The following is a 26,140-nucleotide window of genomic DNA, read 5'->3' as shown; positions in this document are numbered from 1 at the left end:
CTGCGGTGAGGTAAGACGCACGTGGGAACTGAGGAAGGAAGCAAACAGTGAGCTTGATTACTCGGCTGTTTCATGGAGCTCCTGAAGTCACTCGGGAGACGGTCGACCGCGAGGTTCCCGTTGGGACCGACGCAGTGCATGTCTACAATGCCATTTGGGGCATCCCAGAATCCATCGGAGGGATGACGACGGCGGCGCTGCGTCGGATCCGCAGTTTTCAGAAGTTTGGTCATCCTCTGTCGCAGACGTTGCTGACCTTCAGTCCGCGAATGGATGTAGATGCGACGCGAGCCCGGCTCCTCTTCGAAGGACGTCTGAACAACGACGTCGAACTGGTCAACATCTGGCAAGACTTGCGCAGCAGATCCGACTCTGAGCTTGCCTCGTTGAGGGGGAAGACGCCAACAGGCCCCGTGCCCCAGGCAGACGGCGAAGTTGAGAGCATCACCGAGTTCTACGATGTCTTCCGTACATCGAGCACCAGTGGAATCGTCCGTCGAGACTATCTGCGGGCCGATAACAGCTTGTTGCTCACCGATGTGCAGGATCCGAAGATCGGTCGCCGCTTCATTCTCCACTCCACAGCGGGAGACCCGGTCGCGGAATGGAATCGGCCACGAGATTTTTACAACGCCTGGATCACAGCCGTTATCGCTGAGGAACCTGCTGTCCTCATCGTCGATGACAAGAAGATCAGTGAATTCGTCCATGAGATCTCAGAACGGGCGTTCGCGCTCATCCTGTTCATGCACGGCACTCATCTTCGTTATCCCTGGAACGGGCCGCATGGGGAGATACTTCCCCGTCGGGTGGAGACCATGCGCAACTTTGATCGCTTTGACGCTGTAGGGGTTCAGACGCAGCAGCAGGCGGAGGCGATCACGGCCACGGGAATCTCGGGCACGAACGTCAAATTCCTGACAGGCGAGTTGCCGTCCGGGGCGGTTCTGTCCGAAGCACCGACGAACCGTCTGGCGAACAGTGCTGTGATGATCGCCAACCTCATTCCGCTCAAACGGGTGGATCATGCGATCAGAGCCGTGGCGCTGCTGAAGGACAGGGGGGTGGACATCACACTTACCGTTCTTGGAGAGGGCGCCGAACGTCAGAAGCTCGAGCAGCTTATCGTGGACCTCAACGTCAGCGACCGAGTCGAACTGCCGGGATACGTCAACGACGTTCCGGCACGGCTGCAGTCCGCATCCTTCTCCACGCTGACAAGCACCAGCGAAGGCCTGCCGCTGGCGATGATGGAATCAATGGGCGCTGGATGTGTGCCCATCGTCTACGACATCACCTACGGCCCCAGAAATCTGGTGGAGCAGGGACAGAACGGCTTCATCACTCCGATGGGTGACATCGGGGCATTGGCAGATCAGATTGAGGTGTTTCTGGGACTCGGTCCAGACCGCATCGCCTCGATGCGGACGGCCGCCATGACGACGGTCGAAGCGTATCTTCCAGAGGCCGGCTACCAGCGTTGGAAAACAGTTCTTGAAGAGCTGAAACCGGTGCCACTTCCGAACGTCGACCCTCGAGAACCCGGTCAAGCGATCAGTGCGAAATCGCTGAAAGTCATCTCTCATGCTCACGGGTCGCGGATCGAACTCGAGTTCAGCCAAATTCAGGATTCGGCGGCGGGTCCCCTGCAGCTCGTTCTGACAGGGCGGAGACGGAACATCTACTTCCTCTGTGCCGATCCGATTGTCGAACGTCGGGCGTTTGGGCGTGGAACGAAAATCACTTTCGACATCGACGCTGACAAATTCTCCGAATCGAAGGACGAGACCTTTGATGTGAGCCTGCGGCGCCCATACGACCCGTGGAATGCTCAGCGAAGAATCCGCCCCCCGAAGAACTATAAGCCGGAGACCGTTGGCGCCCGAGAGTGGTACTCGACGAATCGCGGCAACTTCTCCGTACGTCCCCGGCCAATGGGCTGAGACCAGTGGCCACTGTTACTCGTCGCTAGCTTCGGCGTTGGTGCTTTCGAAGTGATATTTCGACATATCAGACGTTCTGTTGGCGATCAGCGTACTGATGGCCTCGGCGAAGAGTTTGGTCGACGTGCCCTTCTTTCCTTCGCCGAAATAGTGCCGGCGCAGTTCCTGTCGAGCCTCGGCCGACTTATCGTTCGTCAGCAGATCGCGTAGCAGCGCATCTGTTCGCCCTACTGTCGAGCCGTCGATAATGGGCGTCGCTCGACTTACTGGTGCCTCATCGTTGAGCTTCGCCGTATCGTCGCGGCGATCTGTCAGCACCAGGGGCTTCTCCGGCCGCATATAGAGGTAGTCGAGACCGACACTGGAGATGTCGGTGACGAGCAGGTCCACGGCGTCGAACATCGCAAGGATGTCACCCTCCATCAGAATCTGATGCTGCAGGGACTCATCGGTGATGGATTCGTTAGCGCGTTCAATGAGTTCGATGATGCGCGCATTGGCCTCCGCCATGGCAGTCTCATTGGAGGCTGCTACTCGGGGGTGCGGCTTGTAGATGACACGAGTATCGTCGAGGCCCAGCGCGGCCTCGACGATCTGGGGACCGAACAGATCGACCGATGTGTAGTTGTTCGCATCGTTCTCCCCCTCCCACGTCGGTGCGTACATGATCGTCCTCACCGTTGAGGCTCCCAACTCTGGAGCCCTGTCGATGTCCAGCTGGGGCCTTCCGATCTTGACGAGGGCAGACTCATCGAAATCGACGAGTGATTTGCGGTACCGGTTGATTGCGGCATCACCGGCCACAAAAACCTTGTCATACGACTTCGCTTGGTTGGAGACCATGCTGAGCTTGTCGGATTCGCCATGGTTGACGTGAACGTGGACCATGGGCGCAAACCCGAGCGACTGGAAGTTCGACATTCCGTTGTTCACATAGAGTGCAAGCTTGAAATCGTTGGCATGGTAAAAGGTGTGGAGCGGGTCGAATCTGCGTTTGAGAACCATGGGCAGGCGTGTGATCTCACGCGCCTGTAGCAGTGCGGATGGCTTGCGGAGCACGAGGACAACTCGGTGAGTTCGATGGAGCTCTTCAAGAACCGGGATCCACTGACTGAGCTGATAGAACTTGGGCACACGATCACCGAAGTAGACAACGACCTCGGCTTTGACGTAGCTGCCGTCGTAATCATCTTCTAGCTGATTCCAGCGCTCGGTTCCCCTGATCCATCTGCTGGTCTGCTTCCATGCAGTCGACCGGATCGCCGCCAACGCTGCCTTACGAACCAGATTTTTCACAGTGGACCTTCCTAAATTCAGAGCCTGCTAGTTTGGCTGACCGTGCGCCGGTGCCAACGGTGCCAACGGTGTCACCGAACACGGATCGGGCAAAACTCAATAGACTACGTGCGGAGGACTGCTCGACCACTAGAGCCAAATTCGGTTTATCAATTACGAATCGACATCGATACCGTTGATCGTACTTGCATCGCTCGCTATATCCAGTTCTGGCTGTCAGGCTTGCCGTCACTAGCTCGAGGCAGCGACGCCATTTACGCGAATGAGTGTTCTCGATCGAACTCATTCTGTTTTCACGAGCGTCGCGAATAACCAGCACCAAATTGGTCTGTGCTCAAACGGTGGCGGATTCAGGATTTGACGATTCGTATCGAATGCTCAGGCTGCCAAATTTTGTCGAATAAAGTTCCGCCTGTGCAAACGCGGTGGGCTCGAGTTCTTGAGCTCCTTTGATTCGCAAACGGCACGGTTGCCCATCTACGCGCAGATCGATCCAGAAGTCGATGAAGCCGCGGTCTATAGAGGCGAAATCGTCTGTGTGGGCTGAGGCAGTCACCAGAAACTGTCCTGCCGTCTGCTCGCCGTGCGCGGGCAGACGACCGAATCGTTTGCCATTCCTTTCGGTCCATCTCAGCAATGCCCACGTTGGATTCGTCGCGGCTTCTCCAGTGATTTTCACTCTTAGACGCATTTCATTTCCATCAACGAAATGTTCGACAAGATTCGCTTTGCCTTCGATGTCCCTTGGTGGGAGTTTGTTGGCCATTACCTGTGTCAGCGTTTTGCCCCACATGCTGGTGATCTTCCCCGGCGAGAAGTCTTGAGCTCGCTTGATGGCCGCTTTGCGGATTTGAAGGAGTTCTCGCTCGCCCATGGAATGAAGGTCCGCGATGCACTTGGCCATAGCGTCGATATCGCTGGGTGGCACGAGGAATCCGTTGACACCGTGGGTGATGATGTCTGCTGGCCCGTATTTGATGTTGTAAGCGATCGGAATGCAGCCAACCGCCATGCTTTCCAAGAGGACAAGCGGCTGTCCTTCATATTCGCTGGTGAGCAGGGTGAATGATGATTCTTCGAATTTCCTCTTCGCTCTCGGATCAAACCCGCGAAGTCGGATGGTGTCGTCCGCACCGATCTCGCCGATGAGAGATTCCAGGGATTCCTGCGCTTCGTCAGCTACACCATAGATGTCGAATGTGGTTTCGATACCGGCCTGTTGTGCCCGGTGGACAGCGGTGATGGCGTGATCGATGCGTTTGAGGAATGTTGTGCGTGCGAGCATGACTCCGGCACCTGTGCGGCGCGGTTTGATCTTTCGGGTCGGCTCAGCGGTGGTCATGTTGGGCAGGACCGACACGTTGTCCATCACGTAATTGAGAGCGGTGAGGTCGGATCGTTGTGACTCGGTGAGTACTGCCAGATGGTCGAATCGATCGACATGCTGCAGTGCAGGGGTATAGGTCCACCCCAATCGCTGTGAGCGCTTGGTGGGATCTGCCGAGTGCTTGCTGTGGATGGTTTGGACGAGAGCGACGTTTTTGCGCTGGTATTTGTGGAGATAGCGTGCCAGCGGGGGACCGTCGTTGATGATGATAGCGGGATCGGTGCCGATCACCCAGTCCATCCAGGCGAAATAGAGCTCGTATTGTTCGGTCCATTGCGCAATAGGGCGGCCTCGCAAGTCAAAGAGCACGGAACTCTTCTCGATACCCCTGCCGCCGCGTCGATAGCTGTTGTATCGTGAGCCGTCCTCCCTGAAACGGTCTGCTTTGAGCGTCTTTCCTGCAGAACCGACCTCTTTGGCCTCCATCGATCCGTCATATTCAGGTGGCTGTGTTGGATCGATGGTGATCGACTGGGAGCTGTGTCCGGCGATCTGAGCCAAGTCGTGTGAGTCAGCACGACGGAGATCTGACCACACATTTCTGATCGTTACTCGATTTCCGATACGGCCTTCCTCGCGCAGCCGTTCCGTCAGCCCTTCGGTGTCCACACCGTTGTTCGGAGAGAGCGTGAGGATTTCGATGTGCCTGTCGTCGAGTTCGGCAATCGCATTTGCTCGTTGCAGGCACACACTCGTTCTGCCTCCGAAAGCCTCCGGGATTCCTCCGATGAGTCCGTAGATAGAAGCTTCGGGGAAGTGTTGGTCTCGTTTGAACACGCGTTCCTCCAATGCGGAAACCAGCGGCATGATTAGTCTGCGAGCAGTCTGTCGATGACTCGGGCCGCTGCCTGACCGTCATCATTGGGAGCGTATAACCGTGCGAACAATCTGAGGCGTTCCCGGTCTGCGTCCGTAGCCGAGGTCGCTTTGTCGATTTCGGCGAAGAGCTCGTCCGAGGTTGTCGTCACTGGTCCGGGAAGATCCGTTTCGTAGTTGAGGTAGAAACCGCGAAGATTGTCGCGGTAGTTCTCCAGATCATATGCGAAAAAGATGATTGGTCGTTCAAGGACCGAGTAGTCGAAGAATGACGATGAGTAATCTGTGACGAGCATGTCGCTGGCCAAGAAGAGTTCATTGATGTCTGGAAGTCCGCTGACATCGATGATGTTTGCTTTGAGAGCTTCCGGGATGTCGAGCTTGGTGTTGACTAGGAAGTGAGTACGCAACAGAAGTGTGACGTCGTCGCCGAAACGTTGGACGAATTCTTCAGGATCGAATGGCCAGTCGAAGGCGAATCTTCCCTTGGTTGTCGGCTGATCGTCGCGGAAGGTCGGGGCATAGAGCACGACCGTCTGATCACGCGGAATCGAGAGCCGGTGCCGAAGATCGTCGCGAATCTTTTGTGTGTTCGGGCCGCGTAGCTCGTCGTTTCGCGGGTAGCCCAGCTCATAAACCGGTCCCGTATAAGCGTAGGACGATTTCATCGCTTCCGTCGCGTACGGCGAAGGAGAAATCAACGCATTCCATTGGGCCGAAGCCTCCTTGACCCGGTCGATGTAGCCCGGATCGCGTCCGTAGAAGTTGTCTTGATCGAGGAACATGCGCTTGAGCGGTGTCCCATGCCACGTCTGGATATACAGGCCCTGTTGACGACGGTGGATGTAATTGGGGAAATTATGATTGTTGATCCAGTATTTCGCCGTCGCGAGGTACCAAAAGAACGCTGGCGAATGTCGTTTGACAACGGTGGTGTACTTGTCCGTCACAGGAAGTCGCTTGTGATAGATCCACACCTTTCGCCGAGTATCCCCACGCCGGACCAGCTCCTCGTGAATTGCCCGAGGGCTGTCGGCGTATTGCTTCCCCTGTCCTGTTTCGAAGACGACTGTTCCGGAATCGAGGGGAGCCCATCGCATCAGCTTGTACAGCCTCTTCATCACGGGAAGATAATATCTATTCCGCCGCGCGAGTCTGTATGCGGCCTGGGCTGGCTCGCTCTGGACCAGGTCCGTCGCAGTAGGGCGAGGTCTGACTGCGTTTTGAATTGCTTGGTAGATGCGTTCACGACTGTCTGTGTCACGATGAGCGAGGAAGTGGTCGGCACGAGCCAGATATTTCTGATCCATTACTCCTCCCGCGGCATATGCAGTTTCGATGGCGTCCAGAAGCTGGTCTTCATCCGCGACGACAGGTCCAGGAAATTCCTTTTCCGGATCGGCGTGTGGCTGAGCAAATCGACGAGTATCGAACTGATAGTAGGCAACGGGTTTGTGTAGGAACGCAAAATCGAAAGCAACGCTCGAGTAGTCGGTTATGAGCATCGAGCTCTGTTTGAGAAGCAACTGGACATCGGTTTCGCCCTGGACGACCACGCGAATGCCGGCATCGCGGAAGTGTGAACTGTACTGCTGCATATTAGGGTGAAGGCAGAAGATCGGCTCAAGTTGGTATTTCTCCATCAGTGATTGCAATCGATCACTGGTGAGAAGTGAATTCCAGTGCTGAAAATACTCCGATTCAGCGAAGTAGTCGGGATCTTGCAACCACGGTCGCCACGTAGGCATGATCATAAGTTGGCCCGGACGGACGTCGACATCGTCGGCAAGAAGAGCGTCGAATCGGGCGAAGCCCGTCACTGCTACCTGTTCGGGGGGATAACCAAAGTCCTTGACGAAGAACTCTTTCTCGCGTTCAGAGGAGACGGTGATGAGGTCCACGTCGAACCCACTAATGAACTTGCCGTAATTGGGCACCATCCATTTGGCGGCAGTGACACCATGCTGGAGGAAGACTGATTCGGCGTGCAGAGCCTTTTGGAAGCGCGGCTCCCGTGTGGGGTAGAGGAAATCCGGGTGGTGGGTTCCGATGATCTTGTCAGCTGCAAGCGCCACCTGGACGTGGTCATGCGATCGGAAGTCTATGACGTGGTCGTAGCCGTTGAGATTAGATCTCTCGGGCGAGTTCGGTTCGATGACATAGTAAGCGTCGATTTCGGGATGTTCGTCACGCATGAACTTGAAGAATTGGAGTCCATTGTCCTGCGCCTTATAGGGCAGTTCGCCGATCAACCATACAGGACGACGCTCCGAGGCGCGGGGCGGTTTCCAGAAATGTCGGTTCGACACCAGAGTCTGCATGTATTCGTAATCCGCTGTGCGGAAGACTTCTAAGTGCAGAGAGGGATACTTTGCCTTGAATGTGTAGTAGGGGACAAGTGAGACGGTCCGGTCTCCAGACGACACTGTGCTGCCAGTCGTGCCGACGCGAACGAGGTATCGGGTTTTCCCGATTCGCGCGCGCTTAGGCTGGTCTGCCAGCACGGGATCCAGATCCAAATACAAGTCCGCGTTGTCATTGCTGATCTCATCGCCAAGTTCGTTGAAATCGAGTTCTGACGCAAAGACATAGTGGTTGAGTCCAAACCGTTTCGATGAGAGCTCTTCGTTGAGCTTGAGGTCGACCTCGGCAGTTGCTCGGAACCCGGAGGTTCTGCCACGCACTACGAGTTTGGCTCTCACATATGCGGTGCCTCGTGCGCTGATTCTTCCCTGGATATTGAGCTTGCCATTCTCGATGGTCAGACTGTCGTTGCGGACCTGGGCATATGGCCGGTGAAGGCGATCCACTTCGATGGCCAGATGACCATTGCGGTTGATCAGGGGATAGTAGAAGTGGTCTTTCACTTGACGGTAGGTGAAATTAGACGTTTGCGTATGTTTGGCACGACCGAGTCGGACTAATGCCACCGGCATGCCGTTGTGGGTTGTTTCGAGACGGGAGCCGGGGAGGGGTTCCGCGTCGAGACCGTCGAATTCGAGATACAGGCGGAGTACGATCCCTTCGGTGTCGTTCGCATCATTTGCTTCAGCAGGCGGAATCGAGGTCCAGTCCGCGAGGTGTTCGATGACAGTGTCGAGGTTGACGCTGATCGAACAAACCAAGTCAGACTCTGAACCAGCGTCCCGAGATTCGGATATCTCGAGTGAGCCGAGACGATGCAGGTCACCTTCGTGCTCAGTCCAGAGCCCGGTGGGGATAACGTCGGAGGCCAGCGTGAGATCGAGATGGAGAAGGTTCTGAGCGTGATGAATCTTGAGCGACGTCAAACGAGAGGACCGCGGAGGAGAGGTCTGCGAACGACGCGACGCATCTCTGGTGGTCTTCCTTATCGTCTTCCGCGCACTGCCCATGGCGCTGATTGCGCTGCGGGTGATGAGATTCCGAATCTCCAAGGGGGTTCCTCCAATGTGTCGTCGTCTGGTTGTAGACCTCAATGAGCTAAGTCTATGACTACATATTGAGCTCCAGAAGGAGGCGTTGCCGCAGTCTGGCAAGATAGTAAGGTCATTGCTGAGGTGCCTCGACCGTGGCCACGCGACTTCGGCATGGGCTAAGGTGGGCAAGATCGTGCAGCGATCCCCGAAAAATACGATGAATGGTGACGAACAAATGGGCAAGCGGTATTTGATGAGGCTTGGTAAAACACCGTTTGAGCCTTACGACGGTTTCGATACTCTCGATCGCAACACGATTGGTCGGAACAACGGTAACCTGATCTTCGGCACTGCCTCTCATAAGCTCTTTTCTGCGGCTGACACGGTGGTCGACGCGAACCGTTACCAAATCAACAAATCGATGGCGCCGAAGGTCAACGATGAGTATGACGGGTTCATTCTTCCTTTGGCCAATGCCTTTCGGCCGGGGTTCGAAGCAGAACTCGCTCGTACCACAGAGTTCGTCGAAAACCTGAAGATTCCATTCCTCATGCTCTCGGGTGGTGCGCAACTGCCGTTGGACGGTAATCCGGCGGGTCTGAAGAAGATGGAACCGACGGTGAGACGATTCGCAAAGGCGGTTCTGGAGAAGTCCAGCGCACTGTCAAGCACCGGGTTTCATAGAGGCTGTTTTTCCTGGTTTTCTATGCAGCTACGCTCGCGGTCGCACCCTGGTTGGTCCATTCAGCTTGGACCTCGAACGGAGGTCGATATCCGATCGCCGAATGCAGTCGTTGCCGGTTGTACCACCCGATCCATTTCGATGTCGCTGCCATCACCTCGATCAACCCCGACCATTCGCGACGGTCGATCAGTTCCGCTTTGTAGACTGAATTCAGTGCTTCAGCCATGGCATTATCGTATGAGTCCCCGCGTGACCCCACCGACGCCACGATCTCGGATTCTGCCAGAGTCTCGCCATAGCGAATCGACCTGAATTGGACTCCGCGATCCGAGTGGTGGACAAGCCCGGACACGTCTTCGCCGGCCCGGAACTTCGCTGCCAGAGCCATCGTCAACGCGTCCCTGGCCAGCGACTCACGCATATGATTCGTCACCTGCCAACCCACGATCTCGCGGTGGAAGACGTCGAGAATGAACGTTGTGTATACCCACCCAGCCTGGGTCGGAATATAGGTGATGTCGGCGACCCAGAGACAGTTCGGACCCTCAGCTGTGAACTCACGTTCGACGAGATCCTCCGGGCACTCCTCGGCCCTGGCCGAGGCCGTCTTCGGACGCTTCCGCCGACGACGAACCCCGTCAATGCCCAGCTGGCGCATCAACCGCTCGACCGTGCACCGAGCGATATTCCCGAACCGGTCCGCATACTCGCGGTTGATCGCCTTCCACATCTTCCGCACCCCGTAACAGGAATAGTTCGCCTCGTAGACGTCCCGGATGGCGGTCTTGAGCTCCCGGTCCCGGACAGCACGGGCTGAAGGCTGGCGTAATTTGTACGCGTAATACGAGCTCACAGCAATCCGTGCAGCAGTCCCTGAAAGGGCGCGCACGATTGGCTCGACTCCGAACTCGTCGCGGTTGTTGTCGATGAAATCGACGATTACTTGGATGGGCGGTCGAGCTCCGCCGCGAAGAAAGCCGACGCCCGGCGAAGTATCTCGTTTGCCCGTTTCGCTTCGGTCAACTCGGCGCGCAGTCGACGGTTTTCGGCCTCAAGGTCGACCGACTCCGTCGGTGTAGCGTTGCCAGAGTCTTTGTGCTTACGCACCCAGACTCGCAGGGTTTCTTTGCTCAGGCCGAGTTCGTTCGCGATGCGGGTGATTGCCCTGCTCGCGGTCTCAGGATCGGCCTGGGCATGCATGACGAGCTCGACGGCACGAGCTTTGAGCTCATCGGTGTATTTCACTGGCATGAGAGAATCTCCTTCTTCCAATCTCCCTGCCTCTATTATCCCCGGGGCGATCCACACTGACCGTGAGAGGCGAACTAACTGCTGAGTATCTGACCTCTCTCGGCTTTAAGGATGTGATCGTGGTGGGATGCCCGTCGATGACGATGAATGGGCGAGGACATCGCGTCGATAGAGCCGACGCGCTCACCCCAGGCTCATCAATTGCCTACAACCTGCAGACAAACAATCCGTTTGGCATCGACCTCATCACTGATGCTGAAGCTAATTTCGATGCGACGTACATGCCACAGGACCTTGCCACCTTGGAAATGATGTTGTGGGGGACGACTCCCTACAGCGGCCACGACGAACGGTTGCCGCTCTCACGCAGTCACTCACAGTTCAGCGAGGCGAAGGCGCAGTTTCAACTAGATGCGCCGGTGTGGATTCAGCGCATGAGAGACATGAGCTTCTCTTTCGGCCCGCGCATTCACGGCAATGTAGCGGCGATCCTTGCCGGCACGCCGGGACTCGTATTGGCCCATGACGGGCGAACGCTCGAACTGTCGCGATATCACGGGGTACCAACTATCGACCTCACAGTTGAGGAATGCCCGAGAACTGTTGCCGAACTTTATTCGCGAGCAGATTACACCGAGTTCAATCGTGGACATTCCGAACGCTTCGACCGCCTCAGCGATTTCATTCACGATAACGGCTTCACGCACATTTACGATCCCGGACAAGAACGCGCGTTGGCAGATTACGAGGATCGTTTGGCGTCGACCAACTACCCGGACCCGCAGACAAGTCTGTGGCACGATGTGCCGCCCGAATATGTCCGTATGGCCTCGAAGCTCCAGGATCGCTACCTCGCTCTCAAGAAGGCACAGAAGGCGATCAAGGCAAATGGTGCTGCAAAACTACCCGAGAACAAGCTACGCGAAGTCGAAAGTCGTTTGGACAAGGCGGAAGCCGCACTCGGGAGAACGCAAAGTTCAGTGAAGTCCGTCCGGGTCACCGCGGATCGTGCTGACAGGCGAGTCGACAAGATGATGAAGGTCCCACTGGGACTGAAGAAGATGCTCCGCAGCCGAAGGAGCGAGTGATTCCCTTCACCGCTCGGGACAGCCTAATGCGGTGATTTCGACGAGCGAAAGCCCACCTCGAAACTGGATGGCACAGGGAAGCGGGCGTTGAAGAAGCGGGCCACTAGGTGATCTACCGACTCTTCCGATTCCTCCCTGAGCGTGGTCTCGTTAAGGCAGAACACATCCAAATCGGTGCGACGCGCTACCCGGAGCAATCGTAGTTCCAAATCAGCTGCACTGAGGTCGACGAACTGATAGCCGATCTGTCCTTCGACTGATTGTCCCCTTGCAAAAGCATCGAAGTGATGGAGTGAGGAAGGGATGGACACATCCTCCGGCGAGCGGAACGGTGAAGCTGCGACCCGTGCGAAAAGCTCTGGCTCCTCGGACTCCATTGTCTCGAGCACGGAGCGAAGTTGGGAGTGAGGAGTGTGCTTGAACCGGTGGGTGACCGTGCGGCCGTACCTACTGAGAAGATGATGTCTCCCTTGCTTGGCCGCGGAGATGATCGGAAGATCCCGCGGGCCCCAACCCTCGACATCGATAGGCACGATCGATCGAAAGTGCTTTGAAAGGCCATTCGCTGTGAAGAACAGCTCAGGCCTAGTGGGTCTGAGGAAGAAACAATCGTCATTGAGATAGAGATAGTGCTCCGCTAGCCCGGGAATATGGTGCAGTTGAGATTCGATGGCGTGCGAGTTGAAGACGGGTAGCACCCCGGTGTCCGAGAAGATGTCGCGGTGATCGACCACGGTGATCTTTGGGTGATCTGTGTTCAGCCACTCGGGAATCTGCTGATCGGTCACAATGAAGATTCGCCGAACCCACGATGCATAGTATTCGAGGGAGCGCAGCGAAAATTTTAGTTCTTCGCGCGAAGTGAATCGGGATTCCGAGACCGAGCTGGGCTCGGTGGTTCCTTGGTCGACTTTGTCACGAGTATTGTTCATTCGTGCTCGCCACTTTGGGTCGGAACCGTCGACCCACGTATAGACGATGTCGATTGGTTCCTGCAGCTCTCGCAGGTGAGGTGCAGGAAGGGCAAGGCGAGAACTGTTCCTCAGCGCGCTGTCCCACGTATTTGGCTCCATATAATCGACGGCCAGGCCGTGATCAGAATTTCGACGGCGCAGGGTTCCGGGCAAATGAAGACCGCCATCGACGCGTTGGACGTTGGAACCTAGCTCTTCCCACAGTTCGATGGACAATGTCTGGTTGGGAGTGCTCAGCACTCTTCCGTTCGGTGCGACAATTCGTCTCAAGCAGTCGACTCGGCCGACCTTTGACGGTCGTCGATGGGCGCCTCGGCGACTCATCTCGGCGCCGCGGACATCGTAGAAGCGCACAGACCAGGTTTCGTCTGCGAGGTGTGCAGTTCGGGTTTTTCCGCCGCGTCCACGTGCCTGGGCCAAGGTGTGTATTACCGATGAGAGTAGGTTCTTCGTCTCCCTGGCATTGAGGACCAGGACGGGCATGAAAACGCTCAGACTAGGCAGTTCGACGAACTCGATGTCAGCTGCGTGCAGCAAACGGCGCACCTCGGTGAGGGACGCCTCTTGCTCTGCTCGCGCGTCATAGCCGGCTCTTCTGATTGTAGGGCTACAGCGGCTAGCAGTGTCGAATCGTTGCCAGGAATGTTCACCATGGCGCAATTTTGAGGCCCATGCTTTGCGTTCGGGGGTCAGTGATTTGACCAATTGGGAACGCATCGTCGATGGCAGTGACCGCACGGTCGCAGCGCCTCCTCGTATCTGTCGCGGACCTAGATGGCGTGGAAGATCTTCATCGAGAAGTTTCGCCAAACTACTTCGAAATAGAACTCTATCGCTAATGTCGTTTTGATCCATATCAACGCACCGACGAACCTCAGTGCCGATGCCGGCGAAAACGACGCCCGCAGTGGAGGTCGGCTAGCCACCAGGTCACGAAAAACTAACAAACCACCTAGTAACTACTGCCAAAATCGCAACACTTGTGCAGAATGTAGAAGTGGTCAAGACGAGCGAAGGTGCAGGCAGCAGCCAGGATTCTCTGGTGAGTCGTGTTCGTGACGCGATCAAAACCGCCGGGATCAATCACAGTGAAGTTGCTCGAAGCATCGGTATCGAACCGAGCAAACTCTCCAAATCTTTGGCTGGAATACGGAACTTCCGGGTTGAGGAGATCTCAGGGATCGCCTCCCTGACCAACGTCAGCACAGACTGGCTCACAACAGGACGGCCGTCCGGACCACCTCGGCGACGGGCTGTTGAACACTTCCAACTTGAGCCTGGGGGAGTGCCAGCTGTGAGTCAGTTGGGATCGCTTGAACGGGTGAAGGCTGGCGGGGGTGTCGCGACGTTGGATCACTCAAGTTCGTTGCCAGATCCGGCGGCGGCTGGCACCGGCGCTTGGATGTCGAAGGGCACACGCAACCGTCAGAAGATCATCGCCGCTGCGTGGGAGCTCTACGCCGATCTGGGCATCGACAACGTGCGCACCGAAGACGTCGCGAACGCATGCGGTCTCAGCGCCTCGGCGATCAACTATCATTTCCGGACGAAGACCCAGCTGCTGCAGGCAGCGCTGCGGTACTCACTCGACATCATCGCCAGCGCCCGAGACCTCACGGAAACCGCCGATCCCGTCGCCACATTGCGGCACTTCGCCCGTATCCACGCCGGCGTCGACGTCAAGGTCCGGCGAGTGTGGTCGATCTGGATCCAAAGCTGGGCCCACGCCGCCGCTGATGAGCACGCCCGGCTCAACCTCACCGCCGTCTACACCGAATGGCTTGACATGATCACCGGTGTCATCCTCGCCGGTCAGCGCGCGGGAACCATTCGCACCGGCAATACCGTGCTCATGGTCAAGGCCCTGAGCATCTTCATTGACGGTCTCGGTGTCGCCCGCAGCACCCAGCAGATGACCGTCACCGACGAGGAGGCTCTGAGCATGCTTGAGGAGTACCTCGGCGCCCATATCCTCACCAGTACGCACCCGCAGGAAGAAGGCACATGAACACACCGAATCGAAGACAAGCGCTGGGGGCTGGACTGTCGATCTCCGCAATCGCGGGCCTGAGCGCCTGTGGTGGAGGCGCTGTGACTGCCATAGACGCGGGTGACCCGGTCAAGGGCGGAAGCCTGCGTGTGGGGATCACGGGCGGCAACGCGGCCGATACCGTCGACGCCCACATTCCCGTCAACAACGGCGACGTATGCCGGTCAGTGAATCTCTACAACGCACTCTACGGCTGGGACGATGACTCAAAGGTCGTGCCGCTGCTCGCCGAGTCGTTTGAGTCCAATGCCGACGCGACCGTGTGGACCTGCACCCTGAAGGAGGGCGTGAAGTTCTCCGACGGCAGAGACATCACACCGGAGGACGTGAAGTTCTCCTTCGAGCGCATCACCGACCCCGACGATCCGAAGACCGCTGCCGCGAACTTCACCATGCTTGACAAGGTCGTGCCCACGGGCAAGAGGTCCATGGAGTTCCGGCTGTCCGAACCCAATGGCCTGTTCAACGATGCCGTGGCCGAATACACCGCCGGAATCGTCCCAGCCGACTACGACCCCGAGAATCCGGTATGTTCGGGCCCGTTCAAACTCAAGTCCTTCACCCCAGCCCAGTCAACGGTGTTGGAGCCCAACGAATACTACTTCGACAAGTCCTACCTCGACGAGGTTCAGCTGCTGAACTTCAACGACTCGGATGCCCTCATCAACGCTCTGCTGTCGACGCAGGTCGACGCGATCGCCGGCATTCCCCTCGCGCTGGTCGAGGTCATCGCCGCCGATGAGCGGATGGCGATTCTCAACTCTGAAACCGGCATGTGGCTGCCCTTCACAATGCGCGTGGACAAGAAGCCCTTCGACGATGTGAAGGTGCGACAGGCATTCCGACTCGTCGTGGACCGCGAGCAGATGATCGAGCAGGTCCTCTCCGGATTCGGCACCGTCGGCAACGACATGTTCGGTCCGCTGAGCGAGAACTACCCCGACTTCCCACAGCGCAAGCAGGACATCGACAAGGCCAAGAAGCTCCTCGCCGAGGCGGGATACCCCGACGGCATCGACGTCGAGTTGGTCACCGCGCCCATTCAGTCCGGTGCCGTCGAATCCGCGCAGGTCTTCGCCCAGCAGGCCGCCGAGGCCGGAATTCGAGTGAAGATCCGACGGGTCGACTCCACGACGTTCTTCGGAGACGAATACCTCAAATGGGATTTCGCACAGGACTTCTGGTACACCCGTGACTTCATGCCGCAGGTGATCTCCTCCTGTATCTCCGAATCGCCGTTCAACGAAACCCATTGGGACGACCCGGCATTCAACAAGGTCTTCGACAAGGCGCGGGCCATCCCCTCACCGGCTAAGAGACGTGACCTCGAACATGAGCTGCAGAAGATGCTCTACGACGAGGGCGGCTACATCGTCTGGGGGTTCGCCAACCAGGTCGACGCCTTCCAGAAGTACGTGGGCGGTCTGGTCAAGAACTCCACGGGCCGGCCGCTGAGCGGATGGCGATTCGACCGCGTATGGATTGGAAAGGTCTGACATGTTCGGAAAAGTCATCGGGCGCAGGCTGATCTTCTCAGCCTTCATCCTCCTCGCCGTTTCACTCCTCGTCTTCGGCGCCACCCTCCTTCTGCCCGGAGACGCTGCACGTGCCATCCTCGGCCAGCAGGCCACCCCGGAGCGCATCGCGGCACTCAATGAGCAGCTGGGTCTCAATCAGCCCGCCTGGCAGCGCTACTTCACGTGGCTGGGAGGGCTCTTCGTCGGCGACTTCGGCACCTCGACGGCCAGCGGCACTTCCGTTGCGGCACTCCTCGGTGACCGGGTCTGGGCCTCCTTCATCCTTATGGGTGTAGCAGCACTCATCTCTGTGCCGCTGGGCATCGGCCTCGGCGTCTACTCTGCACTGCACCGCGGCGGCAGGCGCGACCAGACGATGACCGGATTCACCCTCGTCCTGGCGGCGATGCCCGAGTTCGTCATCGGCATCGCGCTCATCGCCATCTTCGCCACCTCGGTGTTCCAGATCCTGCCCGCAGTGACCCTGGCGCCGCCGGGAGACCCTGTGTGGAAGAGGCCTGAGCAGCTCATCCTGCCGATTCTCACCCTCGTCCTCGTCGTCACCCCCTACATTGTGCGGATGATGCGGGCCACGATGATCGAAGTCCTCGACTCCGGCTTTGTCGAGATGGCCCGACTCAAAGGTGTTCCCGAGACCCGGGTGATCTTCCGCCACGCGGTGCCACACGCTCTGGGTCCAGTTGCTCAGGTCGTGGCGATCCAGTTGGCCTGGTTGGCCGGCGGCGTGGTCGTCGTCGAGTTCCTGTTCCGCTATCCCGGTCTGGGCCAAGCCCTCATCGATGCGGTGACCTACCGGGACGTGCAGGTCGTGCAGGCGATCTCCATGCTCGTCGCCGCTGTCTACGTCGTGGTGAACTTGGCGGCCGATGTCGTCGGCATCCTCACCAACCCGAAGCTGAGGAGTGCAGCATGAGCACGGACGCGAACAGACTCGACGACCTCAAATCCACCGCTGTCGACGGGGGAGAGATCCCACAGGAGTCGCAGACCACGTACACCCCGTTCGTCAAACGTGTGCTCGCGCAGAAACAGGGCAAGATCGGGCTGACGATCACGATCATCGTGCTGCTGCTGGCCTTCTGCGGACCCCTGCTGCTGCCCTGGGCAACCGGCAACACCGCGACCGAGTTCGTCGCGAAGCCATTCAGCGCCTACGGGCTCTTCGGCTCCGACAACCTGGGCCGCGATGTGCTCTCCCGATTCCTGGCCGGTGGCCTCACGCTCGTCGTGTACTCGGTGCTGGCCACAGCCCTGGGCATGATCGTGGGCGCGATCGTCGGGATGCTCGCCGCCTATGTCGGTGGAACCTTCGACGCGATCATCATGCGCCTCAACGATGTGCTTCTGGCCATCCCGCAGCTGGTGTTCGCGCTGCTGGCGATCACAGTGCTGGGACCGCAGGGGTGGGTACTCGTGACCGTCATCGGCATCACCCACGCCCCGCGCATCGCACGAGTCGCCCGGTCGGCGACCCTGGGTGTCATCACCGAGGACTACATCCTCGCCGCGGAGATGTATGCGATGCCGCGGTGGAAGGTCCTTGCTCGGGAGCTGCTGCCCAATATCACCGGTCCGCTGAGCGTCGAGGCGGGACTGCGTCTGACCTACTCGATCGGCTACATCGCCTCACTGTCGTTCCTGGGACTCGGCCTGCAGCCGCCCGCGGCTGACTGGGGCCTGATGATCAATGAGAACCGGATCGCGTTGAGCATCCAACCCTGGGGTGTGCTGCTGCCGGTGATCACCATTGCACTGCTCACCATCGGAACCAACCTGCTTGCGGACTCCTTCGCCAGGGCCACCGCATCGACTTCAGTGGAGGCATGATGACCACGCCGAACGACAACGCCTACCACCATGATGCCCACGGTGTCCCCTACGAGTCGATCGTGCTGCGGGTCAGCGACCTGCGCATCGCCACGAACGCTGGCCATGAGATCCTCCACAGAGTGAACTTCGCCCTGAGCCGAGGTGAGATCCTCGGACTCGTGGGGGAGTCGGGTTCGGGTAAGACCACGGCAGGCCTGGCCTGCATGGGCCACTTCCGGGAAGGACTGAAGTTCGCGTCAGGATCTGTGAGCCTGTGGCCGCGTGGTGCTGACACCGCCGTCGAGGTGGTCGAACTCGACGAGACGGCCGTTCGCGACCTGCGGGGATCCCGGATCGCCTACATTCCCCAGGACCCTGCGCTCTCGCTCAACCCGGCGATGCGGGTGGGCGAGCAGATCAGCGAGGTCCTCGACATCCACGGCTTCGGCAGCTCCGATGCCGAACGCGTCGAACGTGTGGCAGCGGTGCTCGTCGACGTCGGCCTGCCCGGTGACAAGACCTACCAGAAACGCTGGCCGCATCAGCTCTCCGGCGGTCAGCAGCAGCGCATCGGCATCGCCATGGCCTTTGCGATGTACCCGGATGTGCTCATCCTCGACGAACCCACCACCGGCCTCGACGTGTCCACCCAGGCGGTCGTCCTCGACACCATCCGGCAGATGACGGTCGCGAACAACGTCGCCGGTCTCTACATCACCCACGATCTCGCGGTGATCAAGGACATCTCCGACAGGGTGGCCGTGATGCTGCGCGGCGACCTGGTCGAAGAGGGCCCGGTGGCCGCTGTGCTCCAGGACCCTCAGCACGAGTACACGAAGCTGCTCATGTCCGCCGTCCCGGACCTCGCTGGTCGCAAGACCATCGGCGAAGGTGCGGTGGCAGAGCCAATACCCGAACCCAAAGCCACACACATTCTCGTATCGGCAGGGGAGTCACAGCCTGAGGGGTCGACCGAATCTGCGGCAGCGCAGGGTCCGGCAGATTCAGCACACGATTCAGCCACCTCGGCGACTGCACCGTTGCTGCAGGTCACGGATGTCGCACTGGCCTACGGGAAGGCGCAGATCCTCGACGGCATCAACCTCACCCTGGAACCAGGCGACTGCACGCTGCTGCTGGGCGAATCGGGATCGGGCAAGACGACGCTGTCCCGGTGCGTGGCCGGCCTCAACGACGACTACTCCGGTGTCGTGGCACTGCGCGGCACGGAGCTGGCCAAGTCGACGCGGAAGCGGACGAATGGGCAGCGAGTCGGCATTCAGTACGTGTTCCAGTCCCCGTTCTCCTCGCTCAACCCCCGGCGGTCGATCGGTCAGTCGCTGACCGTTCCCCTGGAGATGAGCGGCGAGGGCACCGCTGCGAGCCGGAAGGCGAAGGTTGAAGAAGCTTTGGACTCTGTGCGTCTGGGCCGCAGCTTCTATCACCGTCGGCCCGGTGACCTCTCCGGTGGTGAGCGGCAGAGGGCCGCGATCGCCAGAGCATTGGTCAACGAGCCCTCGGTGCTGGTCTGCGATGAGATCACCTCAGCGCTCGACGTGAGTGTGCAGGCCTCGATCATCGGGTTGCTGCGCGCGCTGCGAAAGGAACATCAGTTGGCAATGCTGTTCGTCACCCACAACATTGCGCTCTCACGCCATATCGCGGACAACCTCGCTGTGCTCAACAAGGGCAAGATCGTCGACTACGGGCCGACTGCCCAGGTTTTGGAGAACCCGCAGCACGAGTACACGCGCACGCTGATCGCGGACGTGCCGAAGTTCTGAGGACGGATCGTTCGTTCTCGTCGAGCGTCGAACCGGCTCAAGAGCAACTCGACGTAGCCGGACTGGCGCCCTGGCGCCCAAGCGCACCGAGGTCCGTGTCAAGTTTTCATTGACAAATGAAAAAGTGTCAACGTAACCTTGACGCATGACTTCATTCAATTTCTACGCAATCACTGAAGACCGTCCCTCGACTCGTTGGAAGGAACTGTTCGACACCGTTTGGCCGGGCTACCGCGCGTGGTATCTGCGCGACGGTGATTGGGCCCGTCCGGACCTTGCGACCGCGGAGGGCAAGCTGTGCCACTACATGCCCGAGCTCGTCCCCACCTGGCGGCGGCTGGTCGAACTCGCTGATGGCGATGAGACTGCCGCCAGAATGCTCACCCTGTGGAACCCACCCAAGTTTCTGCCTGGTTGTTCCCAGGTTGCTCTGCGCTCGCCGGAGCCGGCGCTTCTGCGCAACTACGACTATGGGCTCGAACTGTTCGAACAGGTCCACAGTTCAACCCGCTACGGCTCGCGCCGGGTGATCGGGACCTCGGACTGTCTCTGGGGACTGCTCGACGGGATGAATGAGGACGGTTTGGCCGTCTCACTGGCCTTCGGCGGGCGTCCGGGCGACGGCGACGGATTCGCCGCTCCCTTGGTCGTGCGCTTCCTCCTCGAAGTCGCAGGTGACGTGCCCGAAGCACTCCGTCGGCTCGAAGGCATACCGGTTTCGATGTACTACAACCTCACCCTGCTCGACACCAAAGGGAATGCTGTGACGGCCTACGTCGGTCCCGGGATGGCCCCGGAAGTCACCCAGGATCCAGTCGCGACGAACCATCGAGGGCACAGTCCGGAATATCCCGAGCACGCACGTCGCTTCCGCAGCGTCGAGCGCAAGAATATACTCAGCGAGGCAGTAGAGGACGGGTGCGACGTCGAGGAGATGGCCGACGCGATGCTCGGTCCGGGAGTCTTCAGCAACGACTACGACAACGCATTCGGAACCCTGTACACTGCCGTGTATCGGCCCCTGCGCGGCGAGGTCGAATACCGCTGGCACTCCCGAAGCTGGACCCGCAGCCTCACCTCTACAGAGGAGATGATCATCGTGGCACTCGACGAAGGCACCCCGGACCCCATCGGCGTGAGCAGGCCCGAAGGCTCGGCCTCCGACGCAGATGGCACGGGGTCCGACCCGATCGAAGCCGTCGCCGGCACCGTGGCGGAACTCAGCGCCACCGCAAGCCAGGCGATCCACGATCTTGCCCACTCGCACGACCCGGCCGCATTCTCGGCGCTCATCGGACTCTCCGCCGAGGTCGGAGAGGCACTCGGCACAAGCGCACGGATACTCGCCGAGCACAATTCCTGGGCACGAGTGGCCGAGATCGCCGATGTCAGCCGGCAGGCTGCCTGGCAGCGTTGGCGCTGAAGCACGCCCAGGCTCTATGAGTTCCCGGCAGGCGAGGCCAAACCGTCGGTGCGGTCTGTTCCTCGCCTGCCGAGCTCGCTCAGATCAGCTGTTGCTTGAGTAGACCGTACGCGAACCGGCCGAACTGCCTTGGCTGCGGCGGCGATTGCGAGTCTCGGCGCTCGTGCCCCGTCCGTCGGATCCGCGTCGGTTGCCACTGCTGACGCGAGTGCCTTCGCTGCGGCGGTTGCCCCCAGCGCCTGCACCTGAACGGCCGCCTCGGCCGTTCGCAGATGGGCGTCCCTCTTGGCCGTTCCCGGCCGAGCGACCGCCCGGAGCGCTCCTGGCGGTGCGGCTGCCTGATTGGCCGGACCGGGTCTTCTCTCCACCGCGACTGTTGACTCCACCGCGGCTGCTTTCACCACCGCGTCGGTTCTCTCCGCCGCGGCCTCCCCGGCGTCCTCCGCTGCGTCGCCCGGAGGATGAGCGTTTCTGTCCCTGTGCCGGCTCTGTCGTCTCTTTGGGCTGCGGGGCCACGTAGTCAGCGATCTCGCCGACAAGTTCGGCCACCGCGGGGGAATCGGCCGTGACCTTCTGCGGAGTCACCTTGATGGCGGCCTTGCGCAGCAGCACCCTCGTGTCCTTGCTCTCGCTCGGCAGCATGATCGTCACCACGTCGCCGGAGCTGCCGGCGCGTGCTGTGCGGCCCGAGCGGTGCAGGTAGGCCTTGTGCTCGGTGGGCGGATCCACGTGGACCACAAGTTCGACGGAGTCGACGTGCACCCCGCGGGCGGCGACGTCTGTGGCGACGAGCACACGCACATTCCCATCGCTGAATGCTGCGAGGTTGCGATCTCGTGCCCCCTGAGACAGGTTGCCGTGAAGATCCACGGCGGGAATGCCCTGAGCCGTGAGCTGCCGGGCGAATTTCTTCGCTCGGTGCTTGGTGCGCGTGAAGAGGATGCGGCGCCCGGTGCCGGAGGCGAGTCGCTGGATGAGATCGTTCTTGTCCTCATCGGCGACCTCGAAGACGTGGTGCGTCATGGCTGAGACGTGCGAATTGGGATCGTCCACGGAGTGGTGGACCTCGTTGTGGAGGAACCGGCGCACCAGTTTGTCCACGCCGTTGTCCAAGGTGGCGGAGAAGAACATCCTCTGGCCGTTTTCCGGAGTCCGTGCCAGGATGCGGGTGACACCGGGCAGGAAGCCCAGGTCAGCCATGTGGTCGGCCTCGTCGAGGACTGTGACTTCGATGCTGTCCAGGGAGACCAGGCCCTGCTGGAGCAGGTCCTCTAACCGTCCCGGGCAGGCGACGACGATGTCGACGCCTGCATTGAGGGCGATCTCCTGGCGCTTCTGCTTCACTCCGCCGAAGATGGTTGTGGTCGACATTCCGTAGGCCTGGGCCAGAGGTTCGACCACGTTGGTGATCTGAGTTGCGAGTTCACGTGTGGGTGCCAGGATGAGGCCCCGGGGAAGGCGGCCCTTCTTCCTGCCAGCCGATTCGGACTCTGACAGACGCGTCACCATAGGAATGGCGAAGGCGAGTGTTTTGCCGGAGCCGGTCTTGCCTCTGCCCAGCACGTCCCGGCCGGAAAGTGTGTCCGGAAGAGTGTCCTGCTGGATGGGGAAGGCCTCGGTCTTGCCCTCCGCACGAAGGCGATCGGTCAAAGCAGAGGGAACACCGAGCTCAGTGAAGGTGACGGGAGCGGCATCTGTCTTGTCCGCGACGGCATTCCTCGGCTCGGGGCTCGTGGCCTTCGGCGTGGATGGTCGTCTCTGCCTCGTGGAGGAGGAGACGTGATTGGTGCTGGAGTCATGTGGGGGAGTAATGGAATAGCCCTTCGACATGCCGGAGAACTCACCGATGCCACCAAATGGTGACGGGAGCCGCTTCCGGTCAAGGTGTGGGAACGCCGTTTGGCGCTCTCGATCGCCGAGAGGAAACGGCTTCGGAATCATGCGCCGGAAATCATTCACGGCCGCAGAGACGAGGCGTACTGTCGACGCAGGGAACCCGAGGACGGGTTCGCAGGTAATACCAGCATACATGCCTCAGAGGTGCCGGTTCGACGTGGCCGGTTCTGCGTGGGCATTCGGGCCTCGACGACGGGCCAGCTGCCCATTCTGGCGTTCGTATTTACCACGGTGTGACTGTTCTGCAAGTAGGCTTCCCTCGTCGTATAGGATTTCACAGGTCTGCGTCCGGACGGATGTGGCACATAGTCGAACAGTAAGGTCGTTACCGTGATTATCCTGGGCGTAGCCCTGTTGTCCGGAAGCCTGTTGATCGGTACATGGATCGGCACGCTGCTGGGTGACCTACTCGGAGTTGAAGCAAACGTCGGCGGCGTCGGCATCGCTATGCTTCTGCTCATCCTGTGCACGAATTTCCTTGCGCGCCGAGGCAGGCTCAAGCCCGAAACCTCAGCCGGAATCTCGTTCTGGTCGGGGATGTATATCCCGATCGTCGTCGCCATGGCCGCGACACAGAACGTCGTCGGTGCCGTGACTGCCGGGCCGGTGGCGCTCGTGGCAGGAGCCGTTGCTGTGATCGCCAGCTTCGCCCTGGTGCCCGTGCTCAGTCGAATCAAGACACCGGGAATCGATGAGCCGGTCGCAGAACTCTCGGAGGTCAACTGATGGACGCACTGGTATCGACAATGCAGGACAACGACCTCATCGTTGCCTTCGCCCTGGTCGGGCTCGTCATGGCCGTGGCTGTGCTCATCTCCAAGGTGCTCACCCGAGGGAAGTTCCAAGCATCGGCAATCGCAATCATCCTGGGCCTCGTCCTCGCATATATCGGCGGCGTGGTCACAGGAGGTGAAGACGGTATTGCCGACCTCAGCCTCTTCTCCGGAATCGGGCTCATGGGCGGGGGCATGCTCGTCAATCTGGCGATCGTGGCCACCGGCTTCGGGGCCAGCTTCGAGGAGATGAAGAAGTCCGGCATGGGCGGCATCATCGCACTCGTGCTCGGTGTGGTCCTGTCGTTTGGCATCGGAGCCGTCGTCGCCTGGTTCTTCGGTTACCGCGATCCCGTCGACCTCACGACGATCGGCGCGGGTGCGGCCACCTACATCGTGGGGCCCGTCACCGGCGCAGCACTCGGCGCCGGCAGCGGGGTCATCGCACTGAGCGTCGGGGCCGGACTCGTCAAATCGGTGCTGACGATGGTCGCCACACCGTTCGTGGCGAAATACATTGGTCTGAACAACCCTCGTTCGGCCATCGTCTTCGGTGGCCTGGTGGGCACGACCAGCGGCGTGACTGCAGGATTGGCAGCCACAGACAAGCGACTGGTCCCCTACGGAGCCATGACCTCGACGTTCTACACAGGCCTCGGGCTGCTGCTGGCGCCCTCGGTGCTGTACTTTGCGGTCAGGGCCATTGCCGGTTGAGTGAATGGCAGCGGTCCCCGCGCCGTTGACAAGACACGGACTCTGACCGGTCGCAGCTTCTGATAAGGAAGAGCCGAAGACACGATGACTGAGCACCATGACAACACACTCCCTAAACTATCCAGCACTGACGCGGACGAGGTACTCGGCTTGGCGGTACGCAAACGCCTCACCGAGGTCTTTGCCCGGCACGCTTCGCAGTGCCAGGGCGGGATGCAGTTCAGCGTCTACCGTGCCGGGCAACCGGTGATCCAACTCAAAGCCGGTGTCGCCGGCAAGCGCGGAGACACCTCGGCGAGGGCATGGGACGAACGGACACTGACGGTGTTCTTCTCTGGCACAAAGGGCCTGGTGGCGATGATTGCGGCCAAAGCAGCAGGGGAGGGGCTGCTGAATGTCGAGGCTCCTGTTGCCGACTACTGGCCGGAGTTCGCGGCCGCAGGCAAGGAAGCGGTGACCGTCGGGCAGGTGCTCTCACACACGGTCGGTCTTCCCTACGTGGATCCCGACCCCTCCCTCGATGCCCAGGAACACCCGCGTGCAGGCGAGGCACAGTGGCAGTTCCTCGATTCGAGGAAGATGGCGGACATCCTGGCCCAGCAGGCTCCGCTCTGGGTGCCGGGGGCGAAGGTCGCCTATCACGCGGTGACCTACGGGTACATGATGTCGGAGATCATCCTCCGCGCCACCGGCCGCAACGTCGCCCAATGGCTGCACGAGGACCTCGCTGTGCCCTATGGACTCGACCTGCACTTGGGACTGCCCGCAGGGGACGAGGATCGTGTGGCACCGATCTTCCAGGCACCCGGCTACTCAATCTCGACCTATTTGAAGGACGATCCGAAGCGTCGAGCGATCATCGACCGCATGTACGCCTCGCTGCTGGCACCGACCCTGCCGATGAACACCCGTGTCTTCCATGCTGCGGAGGTCTCGGCCGGGGGCGGAATGGGCACTGCCGATGCGATGGCGAAACTCTACTCATTGCTGGTCACCCCCGGCCGCCTCGGCGGGGGAATCGTCACACCCGAAGCCATGGAAGATGCGCTGCGGACACGATCGGCAGGACTCGACGCACTCAACGATCGGCCCCTACGCTTCGGTCTCGGATTCGAACTCAACGACCCGATCGGAACGTATGGGCCCGTCGACCGGGCCTTCGGACACTCGGGTGCCGGCGGGAGTCTGCATGGGGCATGGATCGACGAAGGACTCGGGTTCTCGTTCCTGTCCAACGAGATGCTCACGGAGAACGTCGACAGTCGGGCCAAGGATCTGCTGGAGGCACTCGCCGGGAGGTGAGTGGGCCTGGCTA

The 26,140-nt window shown here is 59.7% G+C and carries 18 protein-coding genes and 1 other annotated feature; of the genes, 11 read left to right on the top strand and 7 right to left on the bottom strand.

What is annotated here, in order from left to right:
• Nucleotides 1-47 precede the first annotated feature (47 nt).
• Complete coding sequence (locus AAFP32_RS13035) at nt 48-1,943, top strand: glycosyltransferase (protein WP_350269477.1); 1,896 nt, start codon at nt 48-50, stop codon at nt 1,941-1,943.
• 15 nt (nt 1,944-1,958) lie between these two features.
• Here AAFP32_RS13035 and AAFP32_RS13030 read toward each other — a convergent pair whose 3' ends face one another.
• The 5 genes from AAFP32_RS13030 to AAFP32_RS13010 all read right to left on the bottom strand — a co-directional run bounded on the left by AAFP32_RS13030 (nt 1,959) and on the right by AAFP32_RS13010 (nt 10,776).
• Nucleotides 1,959-3,239, bottom strand: coding sequence for a CDP-glycerol glycerophosphotransferase family protein (locus AAFP32_RS13030; RefSeq protein WP_350269476.1), 1,281 nt, complete (start codon nt 3,237-3,239; stop codon nt 1,959-1,961).
• A 334-nt stretch (nt 3,240-3,573) separates the two neighbouring features.
• The gene (locus AAFP32_RS13025) at nt 3,574-5,415 is read right to left on the bottom strand and encodes a glycosyltransferase (protein WP_350269475.1); all 1,842 of its coding nucleotides are present in this window, start codon (nt 5,413-5,415) and stop codon (nt 3,574-3,576) included.
• A 20-nt stretch (nt 5,416-5,435) separates the two neighbouring features.
• Complete coding sequence (locus AAFP32_RS13020) at nt 5,436-8,858, bottom strand: CDP-glycerol glycerophosphotransferase family protein (protein ID WP_350269474.1); 3,423 nt, start codon at nt 8,856-8,858, stop codon at nt 5,436-5,438.
• 686 nt (nt 8,859-9,544) lie between these two features.
• Complete coding sequence (locus tag AAFP32_RS13015) at nt 9,545-10,414, bottom strand: IS3 family transposase (RefSeq protein ID WP_101598918.1); 870 nt, start codon at nt 10,412-10,414, stop codon at nt 9,545-9,547.
• Nucleotides 10,376-10,504 (bottom strand) — a sequence feature (AL1L pseudoknot). It overlaps the preceding gene by 39 nt.
• Complete coding sequence (locus AAFP32_RS13010; RefSeq protein ID WP_350269473.1) at nt 10,465-10,776, bottom strand: transposase; 312 nt, start codon at nt 10,774-10,776, stop codon at nt 10,465-10,467. It overlaps the preceding feature by 40 nt.
• Before the next feature lie 62 nt (nt 10,777-10,838).
• Between AAFP32_RS13010 and AAFP32_RS13005 the strand changes: the two genes are divergently transcribed.
• Nucleotides 10,839-11,864, top strand: a complete 1,026-nt coding sequence (locus tag AAFP32_RS13005; RefSeq protein WP_350269472.1) for a polysaccharide pyruvyl transferase family protein — start codon at nt 10,839-10,841, stop codon at nt 11,862-11,864.
• 23 nt (nt 11,865-11,887) lie between these two features.
• Here AAFP32_RS13005 and AAFP32_RS13000 read toward each other — a convergent pair whose 3' ends face one another.
• Complete coding sequence (locus AAFP32_RS13000) at nt 11,888-13,078, bottom strand: stealth family protein (protein ID WP_350269471.1); 1,191 nt, start codon at nt 13,076-13,078, stop codon at nt 11,888-11,890.
• A gap of 1,162 nt (nt 13,079-14,240) precedes the next feature.
• Between AAFP32_RS13000 and AAFP32_RS12995 the strand changes: the two genes are divergently transcribed.
• The 6 genes from AAFP32_RS12995 to AAFP32_RS12970 all read left to right on the top strand — a co-directional run bounded on the left by AAFP32_RS12995 (nt 14,241) and on the right by AAFP32_RS12970 (nt 21,442).
• On the top strand, nt 14,241-14,846 hold the full coding sequence (locus AAFP32_RS12995) for a TetR/AcrR family transcriptional regulator (RefSeq protein ID WP_350269470.1): 606 nt from the start codon (nt 14,241-14,243) through the stop codon (nt 14,844-14,846).
• Complete coding sequence (locus tag AAFP32_RS12990) at nt 14,843-16,384, top strand: ABC transporter substrate-binding protein (protein WP_350269469.1); 1,542 nt, start codon at nt 14,843-14,845, stop codon at nt 16,382-16,384. The genes AAFP32_RS12995 and AAFP32_RS12990 overlap by 4 nt, the downstream gene beginning before the upstream one ends.
• A gap of 1 nt (nt 16,385) precedes the next feature.
• Nucleotides 16,386-17,339 (top strand): ABC transporter permease, encoded by a 954-nt coding sequence (locus AAFP32_RS12985; protein ID WP_350269468.1) that lies wholly within the window; start codon nt 16,386-16,388, stop codon nt 17,337-17,339.
• Complete coding sequence (locus tag AAFP32_RS12980) at nt 17,336-18,253, top strand: ABC transporter permease (protein ID WP_206430636.1); 918 nt, start codon at nt 17,336-17,338, stop codon at nt 18,251-18,253. Before AAFP32_RS12985 ends, AAFP32_RS12980 begins: the two co-directional genes overlap by 4 nt.
• Entirely contained in the window at nt 18,253-20,019 is a 1,767-nt protein-coding gene (locus AAFP32_RS12975; RefSeq protein WP_350269467.1) for an ABC transporter ATP-binding protein, read from the top strand. The genes AAFP32_RS12980 and AAFP32_RS12975 overlap by 1 nt, the downstream gene beginning before the upstream one ends.
• 145 nt (nt 20,020-20,164) lie before the next feature.
• Complete coding sequence (locus AAFP32_RS12970) at nt 20,165-21,442, top strand: C45 family peptidase (protein WP_350269466.1); 1,278 nt, start codon at nt 20,165-20,167, stop codon at nt 21,440-21,442.
• 84 nt (nt 21,443-21,526) lie between these two features.
• Here the strand turns inward: AAFP32_RS12970 and AAFP32_RS12965 are convergent, their stop codons facing one another.
• On the bottom strand, nt 21,527-23,473 hold the full coding sequence (locus AAFP32_RS12965) for a DEAD/DEAH box helicase (protein WP_350269465.1): 1,947 nt from the start codon (nt 23,471-23,473) through the stop codon (nt 21,527-21,529).
• Nucleotides 23,474-23,668: 195 nt separating this feature from the next.
• On the opposite strand from AAFP32_RS12965, the gene madL reads away from it, so the two are divergent.
• The 3 genes from madL (at nt 23,669) to AAFP32_RS12950 (ending at nt 26,127) form a co-directional block, all read left to right on the top strand.
• The gene (madL, locus tag AAFP32_RS12960) at nt 23,669-24,064 is read left to right on the top strand and encodes a malonate transporter subunit MadL (protein WP_101643644.1); all 396 of its coding nucleotides are present in this window, start codon (nt 23,669-23,671) and stop codon (nt 24,062-24,064) included.
• Nucleotides 24,064-24,825 carry a malonate transporter subunit MadM gene (gene madM, locus AAFP32_RS12955; RefSeq protein ID WP_350269464.1) on the top strand — a complete coding sequence of 254 codons (762 nt, stop codon included), beginning with the start codon at nt 24,064-24,066 and terminating at the stop codon, nt 24,823-24,825. Before madL ends, madM begins: the two co-directional genes overlap by 1 nt.
• An 84-nt stretch (nt 24,826-24,909) precedes the next feature.
• Nucleotides 24,910-26,127: a serine hydrolase domain-containing protein gene (locus AAFP32_RS12950; protein WP_350269463.1), complete on the top strand. Its 1,218-nt coding sequence runs from the start codon at nt 24,910-24,912 to the stop codon at nt 26,125-26,127.
• Nucleotides 26,128-26,140: the final 13 nt, after the last annotated feature.

Origin of the sequence: Brevibacterium sp. CBA3109, assembly GCF_040256645.1 — a bacterium.
Taxonomy (GTDB): domain Bacteria; phylum Actinomycetota; class Actinomycetes; order Actinomycetales; family Brevibacteriaceae; genus Brevibacterium; species Brevibacterium koreense.
This window is presented reverse-complemented; position numbering and strand designations above follow the sequence as displayed.

Bases quoted from the DNA above. Each gene is read 5' to 3' on its own strand.
- AAFP32_RS13010 (WP_350269473.1), bottom strand. From the start codon at position 10,776: ATGCCAGTGAAATACACCGATGAGCTCAAAGCTCGTGCCGTCGAGCTC.
- AAFP32_RS12995 (WP_350269470.1), top strand. From the start codon at position 14,241: ATGTCGAAGGGCACACGCAACCGTCAGAAGATCATCGCCGCTGCGTGG.
- AAFP32_RS12990 (WP_350269469.1), top strand. From the start codon at position 14,843: ATGAACACACCGAATCGAAGACAAGCGCTGGGGGCTGGACTGTCGATC.
- AAFP32_RS12985 (WP_350269468.1), top strand. From the start codon at position 16,386: ATGTTCGGAAAAGTCATCGGGCGCAGGCTGATCTTCTCAGCCTTCATC.
- AAFP32_RS12980 (WP_206430636.1), top strand. From the start codon at position 17,336: ATGAGCACGGACGCGAACAGACTCGACGACCTCAAATCCACCGCTGTC.
- AAFP32_RS12975 (WP_350269467.1), top strand. From the start codon at position 18,253: ATGACCACGCCGAACGACAACGCCTACCACCATGATGCCCACGGTGTC.
- AAFP32_RS12970 (WP_350269466.1), top strand. From the start codon at position 20,165: ATGACTTCATTCAATTTCTACGCAATCACTGAAGACCGTCCCTCGACT.
- AAFP32_RS12965 (WP_350269465.1), bottom strand. From the start codon at position 23,473: ATGTATGCTGGTATTACCTGCGAACCCGTCCTCGGGTTCCCTGCGTCG.
- madM (WP_350269464.1), top strand. From the start codon at position 24,064: ATGGACGCACTGGTATCGACAATGCAGGACAACGACCTCATCGTTGCC.
- AAFP32_RS12950 (WP_350269463.1), top strand. From the start codon at position 24,910: ATGACTGAGCACCATGACAACACACTCCCTAAACTATCCAGCACTGAC.